Here is a 13,220-nt window from a genome sequence, read left to right as displayed (position 1 = left end):
CCGGGCAGGCCCGTTATGAGCGTTGAAATCCACCCCGAGGACGAGCGCGACCGCGCGGTCATGCAGGCGATGCGCACGATGCTGTCCACGCTGCCCGCGCTTGAGTTTTCGCCGGTGTCGCGCCCGGCTTTCGAAGACCTGATGCAACACACGCCTGCCGCCGACGGCGTCAGCTTCGAGAGGGCGACGGTCGGAGTGGTATCGGGCTGGTGGTGCCGGCCAGAGACCGAGGCAACCCGCGCCGCGATCCTTTACCTGCACGGCGGCGCCTATGTTCTGGGCTCCGCCATCGGTCATCGCAACTTCGTCAGCCAGATCGTGCAACGCGCCGGCGCGCCGGCCTTCATTCCCGACTACCGGCTGGCGCCGGAGCATGCTTTCCCTGCCGCCATCGAGGATGCCCAAGCCGCGTTCACCGGCCTTTGCGACATGGACTACGAGGCGATCGCGATGGCCGGCGATTCGGCCGGCGGTGGCCTTGCCCTGTCTTTGCTGGCGCTGGCGGCCGCCAAAGCCAGGCAAGGCACCGGCGTCATGCCCCGTTGCGCAGCGCTGATGTCGCCATGGACCGACCTTGCGCTGGCCGGCGGCTCGATGCTGACGAGAGCAGAATCCGATCCGCTGGTGAGACGCGACGAGCTGAAAAAGGCGGCCGACCTTTGTCTCAAGGGCGCCGACCCTACCGATCCGCGCGCCTCGCCGCTCTATCAGCCTCTGGGCGGCCTGCCGCCGCTGCTGGTCCATGTCGGCTATGACGAGATCCTGCTCGACGATTCACGCCGCGTTGTCGAGGCAGCGTCGAACGCGGGTGGCGAGGCGGCGCTGCATATCTGGGAAGGCATGACGCATGTCTTTCCCTCCAACCTTGCCCAGTTGCAGGCAGCGCGCGAAGCCGTCGACATGGTGGGAGCCTTCATCCGCCAGCATCTCTAGGCGCCCCAGCCTGCCCATCACCTGATCCCAGAAAAAATTCCATTTGGAATGTCGATTTGATCGCGGCTCGGACGTCCTTCGGACGCAACCGGAATTGCCGGGCGGCATCGAAAGATCGATCCTGCTCCCGGCTGGGAGAAGAAACATGAGCCTTTCCTATCGTTGGGTCATCGTCGCGGCTGGCGCGCTGATGTCCTGTGTCGCCATCGGCACGATGTTTTCGCTGGCGATCTTCCTCGAGCCGATGGCGATCGACACCGGTTGGTCGCGCGCCGGCATTTCGAGCGCCATGACGCTCAACTTCCTGGTCATGGGCCTTGGTGGCTTCGCCTGGGGCGCCATGTCGGACCGCTTCGGCGCCCGTCTCGTGGTGGCGATCGGTGCGGTGCTGCTCGGACTGGCGCTGGTGCTGGCCAGCCGCGCCGGCTCCCTGCTGGCCTTTCAGATCACCTATGGCGTGCTCGTCGGTCTCGCGGCGAGCGCCTTCTTCGCGCCGATGATCGCGCTGACCACAGGCTGGTTCGAGACCAATCGCGGCCTTGCGGTTTCGCTGGTCTCGGCCGGCATGGGTGTCGCACCGATGACGATCTCGCCCTTCGCCCGCTGGCTCATCTCGGCCTATGAATGGCGCACCGCCATGTTCGACATCGGCATCATGGCCTGGGTGCTGCTGTTGCCGGCGGTGCTTTTGGTGCGCCAGCCGCCAAAACCCGCCCCGGCCGCCGCCGGCTCCACGCCGGTTGCCGAAGGCGCCGGCCTGACGGTCGGCCAGGCGCTGCGCTCACCGCAATTCATCGTGCTGGGGCTGACCTTCTTCGCTTGCTGTGCCGCGCACTCCGGCCCGATCTTCCACATGGTGAGCTATGCCATGCTGTGCGGCGTCGCTCCGATGGCGGCGGTCTCGATCTACAGCGTCGAGGGCCTCGCGGGGCTTGGCGGCCGGCTTCTCTACGGCGTGCTGGCCGACAGGCTCGGCGTCAAGCCGGTGTTGATCGCGGGCCTCGTGATCCAGGCGATCGTCATTGCCGCCTATCTCTCGATCAGCCAGCTCGACCAGTTCTATATGCTGGCGGTCATCTTCGGCGCCACTTATGGCGGGGTCATGCCGCTCTACGCCGTGCTGGCGCGCGAATATTTCGGCCAGCGCATCCTCGGCACCGTGTTCGGCGCCGCTACCATGCTGTCCAGCCTCGGCATGGCGCTGGGACCGCTCGCCGGCGGCATGGTGTTCGACGCCTATGCCAACTACCACTGGCTGTTCATCGGCTCGGCCCTTATCGGCCTCGGTGCCGCGGGCATAGCGATCGCCTTCCCGCCGCTGCCGCAAAGACAGCTCCGGACAGCATAGAAGGGCGGACAGGAACCGTTGCGGGGCGCTTGGCGAAGCCAGTCTTCGCCAAGGGTCTATGGCATTGTTATGCCGACTTGAGGACCGTGAATGGCCGTCTTTGGACGGCCCGGTTTGCCTGGACGTTTGCGGCGGGGACGGGGCGGCCGACATGGAAGCCCTGGACCTTGTCGATGCCGAACTCACGCATGAGGGCCATCTGCTCTTCGGTTTCCACGCCCTCGACCAGGATCTTGTGGCCGCGATTTCGCACCAGGGCAATAATGTCCTGCAGCATCGCCTTGCCGTTCGGCGTGGCGCAGTCGTGAAGGAACGAGCGGTCGATCTTCACAGTGTCGAAATCGATCAGGCGAAGCCACGAAAGGCCAGCGAAGCCGGTACCGAAGTCATCGAGCCAGATCTTGATCCCCAGCAGCTTCAGGTCGCTGATGCAGCGGAGGATATCCGAGTGCATCTCCATCTCCAGCCCTTCGGTGATTTCGAAGGCCAGCCTGTTGCCGGTCACGCCGGTCTCGCCCAGAATGGTCGCGACGGACGCGGCGAAGCCAGGTGTCTTGAGCTGGATCGGAGAGACGTTGACACTGACGAGACGGACGTGATCGTCCGCCAGGAGTTCGGCGCATACCGTCCTTATGGCCCAGCGTCCGAGTTCCAGGATCGACCCGGTCCGTTCCGCGACGGGAATGAACAGGCTCGGCGGAACCAATGTGCCGTCGAGCATCTTGAGGCGCATCAGCGCCTCCACGGCTTCAACCCGGCCTGAGGCGACGTCCTTGATCGGTTGATAGACGAGTGAAACGAGATCCTGCCCGATCGCGATCTTCAGCAAGGCCGCAAGGTTCTCGCTCTCGTCGCTGCTCTGGGGGTCCGTTGGATCGAACAGCCGGGCACAATTTCGACCGCCGGCCTTTGCCAGATAGAGCGCGCGATCGGCCTCGTGGATGATCTTCTCCAGCTTGGCGCCAGTCTGCTTCCTGGTGAAGGCGGCGCCAACGCTCGCCGTCACGATCGAGATGCCGTCTCGCCGCAGCTCGTGGGCAATCGCCAGGTTCTCCACCGTGCGGCAGATGGCTTCCGCAAGATCCGCGACCTGGTCTTTCTTCTCCATGCGGGCAAGCACGATGAATTCTTCGCCGCCATAGCGGCCGATCGAACCATTATAGTGCTTGATCATGTCGCTGAGGGCGTTGGCGACTTGGATCAGGCAGCGGTCCCCCTCCTGATGGCCATAGCAGTCATTGAATTTCTTGAAGAAGTCCACATCGATCAGGATCGCCACAAAACCGGTGCCAAGCTTTTGCCAGTCGTTCCAGTAGTCGCGCAGCTTCTCGTCGATCGCCCGCCGGTTCTCCAGACCTGTAAGCGGATCGGTCCGCGACAGTCTCAGCAGGGCCTTGCCGCGTTCGGTGGCTTCCTTGTGCTGAATTCTGGCTTCCAACGCGTTCAGGAAGACGTTGTAGCGCTCCTCATTCAGTTTCCAGTTCACATATGACGTGAATGCGAAACACGATATGTAGAAAGTCGCAAATACCATTTTGTACACAGGTGTAGAGGGCATGTAATAATTTACGACGTACAATATACACAAAATTGTAGTGGAGGTTATGATGGAGATCTTGAACCTGAATGTAAAAAATAGATTGGCGCTCATCATGAATATGGTGCCGAAGACCATATAGTAAGAGACGCTCTCCTTGTCTGCGCTCATGACTGCCGGGCACAACCAGCCAACATAACCAAAGATGATGGCCGCGGCGCAAGTCACGTCAAGCCATCCCGTCGCGGCTCGCCGGCGAAGCTGTCCTTCCAGGATCAGAAGCGCGGTCAAGCCAACCGCGAAGCGCGCCGCGATCGTACGGGCAGCCACATCCGGGATCAGCAGCAGATCCGTTAGGGAGAACAGGACGTAGATGGCAACAGCGATCCAAAGCCCTGGTCTGGCTTCCTTTCTTCGCTTCGCCTGGGCTTCGGTGCGGTAGAGGGTTCGGAGTTCGTAGGGGCCCAGTTCGTAGCGCGGTTCGAACGGCTCCGCATGCGCTATGTCGGCCAGTCCAGGCGACACGCGTTCGCTCGCGATCCCCCCCAGGGAAGGGGGGTCAAGCGTTCCGGCCTCTCTTCTCGTTTCTGCCCCCACGCGGGCCGGCTCCTTAGGACGCGACAGCGATTGCGATGCACAAAATCATGCAATCGTGCAGCACAAGTTTCGGTTAACTCAAACCCGGAATTCGACTTGGACGGCACCCAACGACCCAAGATGGTTAGCGGGAAATTAATCATAACCATAAAATGCCCGCGAGCCGACATTGGCAAACCAAGCATTCTACGTAATAAGTTAACTGACTGTTAACTATGGAGTCTTGGTGTGCAAACTGTGTTTGACGGCAAAAGCCTGATTACTGCCGAAATGATCGCCGGGAGCCTGCGCCGCGGAAGGCCCGAGCAGCATGGCGAAGCGTTCGAAACCGCTCGCGTCGAGCTGGCGCTCGTTCTCCACACGGCGCATCAGCAGATCGAACAGGGAAAAAATCCTGCCGAGATCATTCGCCGTCTGATGTCGCTTCTCGAAGCGATGCGTTCCAGGCTCCATCCCGACGTCTGGCAAGCCTTGATACCGGTGGCGCAGAACCATCCGATCCTGGAATATTTTCTCGAGGACCCGCTGACGCGGTGGTCCTTCAACAAGCCCAGGGGCTATGCCGGCGACGCGCAGTTGCTCGACTACATCTATTGTGATCCGCACGTGGCCGAGAGCGTGGCCAACGCCTCGGAGATCGGCAAGGCGCTATACACCCATACCCAGGACGTGCCGTCATGCGTCGCGGCACGGGAACGGCGCGATCTCTTGACCCGCTATGTCGACGAGATTGCAGCCAAGAGCGGACCGCAGACCGAGGTCCTGGCAATCGCGGCCGGTCATTTGCGTGAAGCCAATCGCTCCGTCGCCCTGGCCGAGGGCCGCCTCAAGCGCTGGGTTGCGCTCGATCAGGATCCTCAGAGCGTCGGGTTGATCGCGCGCGACTTCCAGGGCACCGCGATCGAAGCCGTCGACGGCTCGGTGCGGACCGTGCTCACCAGGGGCCACAAGATGGGCAAGTTCGACTTCATCTACGCCTCCGGCCTTTACGACTACCTCCAGCACAACGTCGCCGTGAAACTCACCAAGACCTGCCTTCAGATGTTGAAGCCGAACGGAACGTTCCTGTTCGCCAACTACGCGGAAGGCAACCCCGATGCCGGGTACCGGGAAATGTTCATGGACTGGGTGCTGCTGCTGCGCTCCGAGGTCGACATGTGGAACGTCGTCAACGCCAGCGTCGATCGCAACACGGTCGAGGCGCGGGTCTTCTTCGGCGAGAACCGCAACGTGCTCTACGCGGTCATCGAAAAGCGCGGATAGCAACCGTCTGGATTGCGCACCGGCCGGGATGAGACCTCGGCCGGTGTGTGTTTTGGCTGGGCGTGATGATGTTCGACGCTCACGCGAACGCGAACTGCCACTGGCCGTTCATCGGCCTCATCGTCCGTGGCGATCGCCCCGCCCGCGGTTCGGCTACTCCGAAAACCTCACGCTCACGCCGCGCTGCCTGAAATAAGCTTGCATCAGCTTGCGGCCCGATCGGTTGCTTTGCGCCAACTTGGTCGGATCGAACACCGCCTCTTTTATCCCCTCTCGTGTCAGCGCTGCCTTGAGCGTCGCGATATGCGCGTCGATTTCGGCATTGTCCGCCCGCAGCGAGGCATAGATATTTTCGGTCGCCTCGGCCACGGTCAGTTCGCTCACGGGTGTCGTCCTCTGGTTTGTTTGGCGGCGGCTTAGCACAGATTCGCGGCTCCGCCGACCCCGATGGGACCATCAGTGCACAGCGCCTAGATTTTGGTAGGTCCGTCCTGATTGGCCCGACGGCAACGCCGCGGTCTGCACCCTATCCGAAAATCCGCTCGCCCTGTTCATCGACCAGTTGGATGCCCTTCTTGATCGAGATGTCGACGGCGTCGTCGAGCCCGGCAAAGCGGTCGGCGCGGATGAACTTGTGTTCTTTGACCACGCCGTCGACCTCCTTGGAGACGACGCCGCAGGTCTGGTACTGGCCATCGGCCTTGTAGGGCGTGGCGCTGATCAGGAAACCCTTGTGCTCGACCTGCTTGGCCGGTGCCGCACTCGTGGGCTCGGTCGCCTCGCCCCCGCCGCCGAAAAGACGTTTCAGAAAAGACATCGATCAAATCTCCTTGTTCGTCCTGCAAACCGCGGCTTGTTCGCGATTCACGACGCTGTTGTCCCAGCATGCGCGAATGTGCCGCCGCGTTCCAGCCCCCTGATGAAGACGGAGACCAGAAGCTCGATCTGCCTGTCGATCTCGTCGGCCTGCCCGCGCACGGATCTCGCCGCATAGCCGCTGGTGACGATGCCATGCACGCTTGACCATAGTGTGCGCGCGGCAATGCGGCGCGTATCGTCGTCGAGGTCGAAGTCGCCGCCGGCGAGCACGCCGGCGATGATCTCGAACAGCTGGTCGAGCCGCGCTTCATAGGCATCCGGCTCGGTCATCGTCGGGCGACGCCTATTGAAGGCGAGCAGTGCCGGCCAACTGCCAGGATGCGCCTCGACAAAGCGCACATAGGCGCCGGCCAGCGCCAGCAGGCGTTGCCGCACATCGGTGATGCCTCGCTTGCCGAGATCGGCCATCGCCGCCGACCCCGCGGCGCCCAGTCGGTCGAGCAGCCGCATGTTGACGGCACGGTGCACCCCCTCGAGATCGGAAAACAGATTGTAGACCGAGCCGACCGAGATGCCCGCCTGCTCGGCCACGGTCCTCGCCTTCAGATTGTCCATGCCGCCTTCGTTGAGCAGCGCCTCGGCAATGGCCAGCACCCGCTCGCCCGTCTCTTCCTTGTCCAGTGCCATTTCAGTCCTTGTGAGTGTCCTGCGGAAGCAGCATGTTGTTTCGAACCAGACCTTCCCTCCGTTTACCATATTCGGGATTTTGTGAACAGCGTTCAAAAGCATCTTGAACAATGTTCATTTGCTGTTATGTTGGTTTCGTGAACGATGTTCACGCAACGCTTCGAAGGGAGAAGAACCATGCTTAGCCTGATCAGGACATTGCTCGACGGCGCCAGCGCACGGGCGGAGGACGGCCTCAAGGATCGCTTCGCCATCGACCTTCTGGCGCAGCGCATCCGCGACGCCGAGGCGGGACTTGCCGCCGCCAAGCAGACACTGGCCACGCTGATCGTGCGCCAGCGTGCCGAACAGGCCAGTCTCGGCCAGCTCGACCGCCGCCACGCCGATCTCGAAACACGCACGATCAGCGCGCTCGCCGCCGGCAACAACGGGCTGGCCGAAAGCGGTGCCGCGGCCGTCGCCGAGCTGGAGAATGAACGCGATGTCCGCCGCGCCACCGTGCAGAGCCTTGGCGAAAAGACGTTGCGGATGCGCGTTTCGGTGGAGCGGGCGCATCGCCGCATCATCGACCTCAACCAGCGCATGATCTCGGCCCGGGCCATCGATGCCGAGCGCAAGGCGCAGTCGCGCCTCGTCAGGTCGATCGGTCAGTCGGCGAGCCTCAACGACGCCGAGGAGCTTCTGGCCCGCATCAAGGCCGGCAGCGATCCGTTCGAGGAGGCCGGCATCCTCGACGAGATCGACGGCGAGCTGCGTCACGAAGCGATCCGCGACCGCCTTGCCGATGCCGGCCACGGCCCGGCGGTGAAGGTGCGCGCCAAGGACGTGCTCGAGCGCCTGAAGACCATCAACTGAAAAACAGCCTTCCAGACCTTGTTCCATCGACGTCACCAACCAATGGAGAACACCAATGAACGCCAATCAGACCTACATCATGTTCAACACCGCTTCGGTCGGTGCCGCCTATTTCATGCTCGGCCTGTCGCTCTGGCTGGCGCCGGTCGACCTGGCGACCAAGGGCTACTGGGCCATGGGCATCCTGCTGCTCACCGGCAGCCTGGTGAACCTGGTCAAGTACCGCACCGACGAACGCCTGTCGGCCGAGATGACCGCCAAGATCGAGAAGGCGCGCAACGAAAAGCTGATCAGCGAATATGTCGGCAAGGAATGATGCCGGCACATCTGACGAAAGAAGCCCGGTCACCCGGGCTTTTTTTGAGACTTTGCAGAACTTGGTTTCCTCGCCCCGATGTAATGGGGGAGAGGTGGCCGCGAAGCGGTCGGAGAGGGGGGCTGCGGCGTGGGCGAGTTTCCTCAGAATTCATTAGAGGTCGAGCCACTCCCCCTCCGTGGGGGCTTCGCCGAGCCACCTCTCCCCCGCTTTGCGGGGGCGAGGAACCCAATCCTCGCCAGGTCGGCGCCCGATGCCGCCCGATTACGTCACTTGTGCGACAGCGCCTCCAGCGCTTCCGCGGCGGCTTCGAGAATCGCGATCGCCTCGGCCTGCTTTTCAGCCGGGGCATCGACGATGTCGCCGAGCGCCGCCCGCAGCCGGTGGCGGATGGCGCGGAATTCGTCACGCGTTTCCGAGCGCTCACCACGCCCGCCGCGGCCACCGCGCCGATCCTCGCCATCGTCGTTCCAGCCGAACCAGTCGCGCGCCTTGGCCATCTTGCGGCCGAAGCGCTCGAGATGGTCGAGCACGCCGTCGATCATCTCGCGGTTATCGGCAAGATGCGCCTGACCGGCCTCGGTGATGGAAAACACCTTCTTGTTGCCTTCGCTCGACGAGATGGCATAGCCGGCCTCTTCCAGGAAGGTCAGGGTCGGATAGACCACGCCCGGGCTCGGGCTGTAGATGCCGCTGGTGCGCTCTTCCAGCGCCTTGATGATGTCGTAGCCGTGGCGCGGCGCCTCGGCCAGCAGCGACAGCGTGATCAGCTTGAGGTCGCCGTCGGCCAGCATGCGCCCGGCGCGGAACATGTCGCCCGGGCCGCCGCGCCCGCCACCGCGACCGCCATGGCCGAACGGGCCAAAGCCGCCGCCCCCTCTGCCACCAAATTTGCCGGCCATGTGCATGAACATGCGTTCGCCGAAATGACCGCGCCCGAAATGATTGTCTTTGTGCATTGATTGCTCCTTAAGTTCTATCTTACGATATATCTCAATTAGGCTCACGCCCTCGTGGAGTCAAGATATATCTTACGATGTATCTAAATGCGCCGCCAGCCTAATCTCTTCGGGTCAGGGCTGCGGCGTTCCGGGCGGCGACGGGAAATCCGCTACCAGCGGCCGTTGCGCCGGTTCCAGGCATAGAGCAAGCCGGCGAAGCGGTCGTAGGCAAACCGCGTCAGCGGCAAGGTCAACCGGTTGCCGAACAATCTCGCCAGCCAGCCCTCGCCCGGCGTCACCTGCCACACGGCAATCGCCACATCGGCGCCGACCAGCAAGCGGCCATCCGCGTCGATGGCGTGCAGCCGGCGGCGGATATCCTCCAGCGAGGCGCCAAATCCGGTGAGCGCCGCCGGTTCCAGGTTGACGTCGCGAAATTCGATCCGGCCGGCCTTGACCGCTTCGATCAGCCGGCGCTTCTGCCTGACGATGCCCGCATCGCAGACCGGGCAGCGCGTGTTGTACCAGACGGTCAGCAAGGGTGTGGTTCTATCATGGTCATTTGCCGCGCATGGCCGCCTTCGGCCCGACGCATTTGTCGTCGCGAAACAGCGCCCACTCCTCGCACAGACGCCCGTTGGGCAAGCGGCAGAATCCATACTCGTTGCCGGCCTTGTCCTTCCTGATTGCCAGGCGCCCGCCAACCTCCCCGCAATGGACGGATGCTGGATTGGCCATGCCGACCGGTTTTTGGGCGGCGGCGCTGGCATGGATCGGCATCAAGGACAACGCGGCAAGGCCGATAGCCAACATCGAAGAATTGCTCATCGCGATCTCCCTCGCCGCATTCTATCGCGGCGAGGCGTCCCGTCCTGCGGCAAAGCGCCGTCAAGCCGGCACCCGGTTATCGACTTCCGGAAACCCTGCCGGCCGCTTCATCCAAGCGAAGTGATGATCTCGCGATAAGCGAATTCAGGGAAGGCCTTCAGCGTTCGCGTCCGGATATTGCCACTCGCCGCCAACATCAGCGCGAAACGCGCCAGCACCGCATCGTCGGGCGCTTCGACCACCGCCACCATGTCGTATTCGCCCATGGTCAGGTAGAACGATTTGAACGATCCGCCCATCTCGCCAAGCTGCTTCCTGGCCGCGTCGAGCCGCTTGGGCGAGTCGCGAACGTTTTTCGCGCCCTGCTCGGTCCAGTTCATCAGCATGATGTAGGTCGTCATGGCACACCTCCCTCCGGGGCCACGGAGCACGGCGGCTTCGCCGGGGCGGGCATCCGGGTTGTCGCCCAGAAAATGCATCCGACGCGAAATTATCCTCCCGCAACGAACGTCCCGCAAGCACCTATTCATGCCATCATTTGCAGGCTTGAGGCGACAGTCGTCGGCGACCACGGAAAGCCGGCTCAAAAACCCGCCCGATTGCGGCAATCTCCTTCGCGGCCATGGCGGAAATCCCAGGCTGACATCCGAGACCGATCCACCGCCGGAGGGCTTCATGCGCAACCGCCTGAAACGAAAAAGGGCGCCAGTCGGCGCCCTCAATTCTTCGCGGAGATAAATCCCGACTCCCAGCTCAGCTGTCAAGGAAGCTGCGCAGCTTGCGCGACCTGCTCGGATGCTTGAGCTTGCGCAGTGCCTTGGCTTCGATCTGGCGGATACGCTCGCGGGTGACCGAGAACTGCTGGCCGACTTCCTCCAGCGTATGGTCGGTGTTCATGCCGATGCCGAAGCGCATTCTGAGCACACGCTCCTCGCGCGGCGTCAGCGAGGCGAGCACCCGCGTGGTGGTCTCGCGCAGGTTGGCCTGGATCGCCGCGTCGATCGGCAGGATCGCCATCTTGTCCTCGATGAAATCGCCCAGATGCGAATCCTCCTCGTCGCCGACCGGCGTTTCGAGCGAGATCGGCTCCTTGGCGATCTTCAACACCTTGCGCACTTTTTCGAGCGGCATGGCGAGCTTTTCGGCCAGTTCCTCCGGCGTCGGCTCGCGGCCGATCTCGTGCAGCATCTGGCGCGAGGTGCGCACGATCTTGTTGATCGTCTCGATCATGTGCACCGGGATGCGGATGGTGCGCGCCTGGTCGGCGATCGAACGGGTGATCGCCTGCCGGATCCACCATGTCGCGTAGGTCGAGAACTTGTAGCCGCGGCGGTATTCGAATTTGTCGACCGCCTTCATCAGGCCGATATTGCCTTCCTGGATCAGGTCGAGGAACTGCAGGCCGCGATTGGTGTACTTCTTGGCGATGGAGATGACGAGGCGCAGATTGGCCTCGACCATTTCCTTCTTGGCGATCGCGGCTTCGCGCTCGCCCTTCTGCACCTGGTTGACGATCTTGCGGAATTCCAGGATCGAGATCGCCGTTTCGGTGGCCAGGTGCTGGATCTCGGCGCGCAGCTCCTTGATCGCATCCTTCTCGTTCTTGGTGAATTCCTTCCAGCCGCGCGAGGTCAGATTGCCGATCGCGCGCGTCCAGTTCGGGTCGAGCTCGGAACCCTGATATTCCTTCAGGAACTCCTCGCGGCGCACACCGTAGCTTTCGGCGAGCCGCAACAGCTTGCCTTCGTTCTGCACCAGCCGCTTGTTGATGTCGTAGAGCTGCTCGACCAGCGCCTCGATGCGCGCGGTGTTGAGCGACAGCGACTTCACCGCCTTGATCAGCTGGTCCTTCAGCTCCTTCAGCCGGCGGTCCTGGCTGGGCGACAGCGTGCCGGCCGCGGCCAGACGGTTCTCGACCTGCTGGTCCTGCAGCTTGCGCAGCTTCTTGTAGGTGTCGGCGATGACGTCGAGCGTCTCCATCACCTGCGGGCGCAGTTCCGCTTCCATCGCCGCCAGCGACAGGCTCGCCTCGTCCTCGTCTTCCTCGTCGTCATCCGTCAGGCCGCGCGTATCGGCGCCGACATTGGTGATGTCTTCTTCCTCGTCGCGGCCGCGGCGCGGCTTTTCCTCGGCCTTGGGAGCCTCCTCGATGCGTTCGACCACCGGAGCCTGCTTGGCTTCGGGACCGGCATAAGTGGCTTCCAGGTCGATGATCTCGCGCAGCAGGATCTTGGATTCGTTGAGCTCGTCACGCCAGATGATGATAGCCTGGAAGGTCAGCGGGCTTTCGCACAGGCCGGCGATCATCGTCTCGCGGCCGGCCTCGATGCGCTTTGCGATGGCGATTTCGCCTTCGCGCGACAGAAGCTCGACCGAGCCCATCTCGCGCAGGTACATGCGCACCGGATCGTCGGTGCGGTCGGTCGGCTCTTTCTTGGTCGTGGTGGCGGCGACCGCCGTGCCGGTCTGCTCGGCCAGCTCGTTGGCGTCTTCCTCGGCATCGGCCGCGGTATCGCCGGCCTCGGCTTCTTCGCCCTGCTCGTCATCCTCGACGACGTTGATGCCCATGTCGGACAGCATCGCCATCGTGTCCTCGATCTGCTCGGAGGTCACTTCCTCGGAAGGCAGCACCGAATTCAGCTCGTCCATGGTGACATAGCCGCGCTTCTTGGCGGCCTTGATCATCTTCTTGACAGCATCATCGGAAAGGTCGAGCAGAGGGCCATCGGTGGCGCCTTCGCGTTCGGTCTCGACCTCTTCCTTTTCCTTAGTCGCCATAGTTTTTATCTTCTCCTAGCGGCCGGACATCGGGGCCGCGTAAGCTGTCGGACCAGTCAAATCGGATACGCTCGTTTTTCTAAACGTGCTTCACCGGGCCACGAACCGCATCAACTCTATTGTTTGGTGCATGCCGTTGTCCCAAAACCGGTTTCCTCTCTTGGGCGACCACTCTTGGGCGACATGCATTAAGTCCAGATTAACCCTGATATCTGTGGCAGGCGGCCTGCCTGTCCAGTGACCAGTACCTCACATCGCTGCATTCCCGTCGATGCGGGTGCGGGTTAACGTTTCGAATCGTCCTGATTCCGCCATTCT

14 protein-coding genes are annotated in these 13,220 nt (G+C 62.6%); 5 read left to right on the top strand and 9 right to left on the bottom strand.

The genetic code is table 11. The annotated features are described in order from the left end of the window. The first annotated feature begins 15 nt into the window (after positions 1 to 15). Together LB568_RS17180 and LB568_RS17175 are read left to right on the top strand one after the other, a co-directional pair. Positions 16 to 933 (top strand): alpha/beta hydrolase, encoded by a 918-nt coding sequence (locus LB568_RS17180; RefSeq protein ID WP_013893654.1) that lies wholly within the window; start codon positions 16 to 18, stop codon positions 931 to 933. A 145-nt stretch (positions 934 to 1,078) separates the two neighbouring features. Further along, positions 1,079 to 2,281: an MFS transporter gene (locus LB568_RS17175; protein WP_224730721.1), complete on the top strand. Its 1,203-nt coding sequence runs from the start codon at positions 1,079 to 1,081 to the stop codon at positions 2,279 to 2,281. Positions 2,282 to 2,348: 67 nt separating this feature from the next. Here the strand turns inward: LB568_RS17175 and LB568_RS17170 are convergent, their stop codons facing one another. Then, positions 2,349 to 4,415 carry a putative bifunctional diguanylate cyclase/phosphodiesterase gene (locus LB568_RS17170; RefSeq protein ID WP_224730720.1) on the bottom strand — a complete coding sequence of 689 codons (2,067 nt, stop codon included), beginning with the start codon at positions 4,413 to 4,415 and terminating at the stop codon, positions 2,349 to 2,351. A 228-nt stretch (positions 4,416 to 4,643) separates the two neighbouring features. On the opposite strand from LB568_RS17170, the gene LB568_RS17165 reads away from it, so the two are divergent. Then, on the top strand, positions 4,644 to 5,678 hold the full coding sequence (locus LB568_RS17165) for a class I SAM-dependent methyltransferase (protein ID WP_140572044.1): 1,035 nt from the start codon (positions 4,644 to 4,646) through the stop codon (positions 5,676 to 5,678). A gap of 153 nt (positions 5,679 to 5,831) precedes the next feature. On the opposite strand, the gene LB568_RS17160 is transcribed toward LB568_RS17165, so the two are convergent. From LB568_RS17160 to LB568_RS17150, 3 genes are all read right to left on the bottom strand, one after another. Beyond that, positions 5,832 to 6,062, bottom strand: a complete 231-nt coding sequence (locus tag LB568_RS17160) for a hypothetical protein (RefSeq protein ID WP_013893650.1) — start codon at positions 6,060 to 6,062, stop codon at positions 5,832 to 5,834. Positions 6,063 to 6,204: 142 nt separating this feature from the next. Beyond that, positions 6,205 to 6,495 carry an HlyU family transcriptional regulator gene (locus LB568_RS17155; RefSeq protein WP_013893649.1) on the bottom strand — a complete coding sequence of 97 codons (291 nt, stop codon included), beginning with the start codon at positions 6,493 to 6,495 and terminating at the stop codon, positions 6,205 to 6,207. A gap of 47 nt (positions 6,496 to 6,542) precedes the next feature. Continuing rightward, positions 6,543 to 7,184, bottom strand: coding sequence for a TetR/AcrR family transcriptional regulator (locus LB568_RS17150; RefSeq protein ID WP_013893648.1), 642 nt, complete (start codon positions 7,182 to 7,184; stop codon positions 6,543 to 6,545). Between the two features lie 177 nt (positions 7,185 to 7,361). On the opposite strand from LB568_RS17150, the gene LB568_RS17145 reads away from it, so the two are divergent. Both LB568_RS17145 and LB568_RS17140 read left to right on the top strand, forming a co-directional pair. Beyond that, complete coding sequence (locus LB568_RS17145) at positions 7,362 to 8,039, top strand: PspA/IM30 family protein (protein WP_224730719.1); 678 nt, start codon at positions 7,362 to 7,364, stop codon at positions 8,037 to 8,039. Between the two features lie 55 nt (positions 8,040 to 8,094). After that, the gene (locus LB568_RS17140; protein WP_023779112.1) at positions 8,095 to 8,355 is read left to right on the top strand and encodes a YiaA/YiaB family inner membrane protein; all 261 of its coding nucleotides are present in this window, start codon (positions 8,095 to 8,097) and stop codon (positions 8,353 to 8,355) included. A 269-nt stretch (positions 8,356 to 8,624) separates the two neighbouring features. On the opposite strand, the gene LB568_RS17135 is transcribed toward LB568_RS17140, so the two are convergent. From LB568_RS17135 to rpoD, 5 genes are all read right to left on the bottom strand, one after another. Further along, positions 8,625 to 9,314, bottom strand: a complete 690-nt coding sequence (locus LB568_RS17135) for a PadR family transcriptional regulator (RefSeq protein WP_224730718.1) — start codon at positions 9,312 to 9,314, stop codon at positions 8,625 to 8,627. A gap of 152 nt (positions 9,315 to 9,466) precedes the next feature. Continuing rightward, positions 9,467 to 9,835 carry a thiol-disulfide oxidoreductase DCC family protein gene (locus LB568_RS17130; RefSeq protein ID WP_224730717.1) on the bottom strand — a complete coding sequence of 123 codons (369 nt, stop codon included), beginning with the start codon at positions 9,833 to 9,835 and terminating at the stop codon, positions 9,467 to 9,469. A gap of 19 nt (positions 9,836 to 9,854) precedes the next feature. Then, positions 9,855 to 10,124, bottom strand: a complete 270-nt coding sequence (locus LB568_RS17125; RefSeq protein ID WP_224730716.1) for a DUF333 domain-containing protein — start codon at positions 10,122 to 10,124, stop codon at positions 9,855 to 9,857. 107 nt (positions 10,125 to 10,231) lie between these two features. Then, positions 10,232 to 10,525: a GYD domain-containing protein gene (locus tag LB568_RS17120; protein ID WP_224730715.1), complete on the bottom strand. Its 294-nt coding sequence runs from the start codon at positions 10,523 to 10,525 to the stop codon at positions 10,232 to 10,234. Between the two features lie 352 nt (positions 10,526 to 10,877). Beyond that, entirely contained in the window at positions 10,878 to 12,902 is a 2,025-nt protein-coding gene (gene rpoD, locus LB568_RS17115) for an RNA polymerase sigma factor RpoD (RefSeq protein ID WP_013893641.1), read from the bottom strand. Positions 12,903 to 13,220 lie beyond the last annotated feature (318 nt).

The sequence above is a fragment of the Mesorhizobium sp. B263B2A genome (assembly GCF_020165775.1).
Classification (GTDB): Bacteria; Pseudomonadota; Alphaproteobacteria; order Rhizobiales; family Rhizobiaceae; genus Mesorhizobium; species Mesorhizobium opportunistum.
This window is presented reverse-complemented; position numbering and strand designations above follow the sequence as displayed.

Bases quoted from the DNA above. Each gene is read 5' to 3' on its own strand.
- LB568_RS17120 (WP_224730715.1), bottom strand. From the start codon at position 10,525: ATGACGACCTACATCATGCTGATGAACTGGACCGAGCAGGGCGCGAAA.
- LB568_RS17150 (WP_013893648.1), bottom strand. From the start codon at position 7,184: ATGGCACTGGACAAGGAAGAGACGGGCGAGCGGGTGCTGGCCATTGCC.
- LB568_RS17180 (WP_013893654.1), top strand. From the start codon at position 16: ATGAGCGTTGAAATCCACCCCGAGGACGAGCGCGACCGCGCGGTCATG.
- LB568_RS17175 (WP_224730721.1), top strand. From the start codon at position 1,079: ATGAGCCTTTCCTATCGTTGGGTCATCGTCGCGGCTGGCGCGCTGATG.
- LB568_RS17145 (WP_224730719.1), top strand. From the start codon at position 7,362: ATGCTTAGCCTGATCAGGACATTGCTCGACGGCGCCAGCGCACGGGCG.
- LB568_RS17125 (WP_224730716.1), bottom strand. From the start codon at position 10,124: ATGAGCAATTCTTCGATGTTGGCTATCGGCCTTGCCGCGTTGTCCTTG.
- LB568_RS17135 (WP_224730718.1), bottom strand. From the start codon at position 9,314: ATGCACAAAGACAATCATTTCGGGCGCGGTCATTTCGGCGAACGCATG.
- LB568_RS17140 (WP_023779112.1), top strand. From the start codon at position 8,095: ATGAACGCCAATCAGACCTACATCATGTTCAACACCGCTTCGGTCGGT.
- LB568_RS17155 (WP_013893649.1), bottom strand. From the start codon at position 6,495: ATGTCTTTTCTGAAACGTCTTTTCGGCGGCGGGGGCGAGGCGACCGAG.
- rpoD (WP_013893641.1), bottom strand. From the start codon at position 12,902: ATGGCGACTAAGGAAAAGGAAGAGGTCGAGACCGAACGCGAAGGCGCC.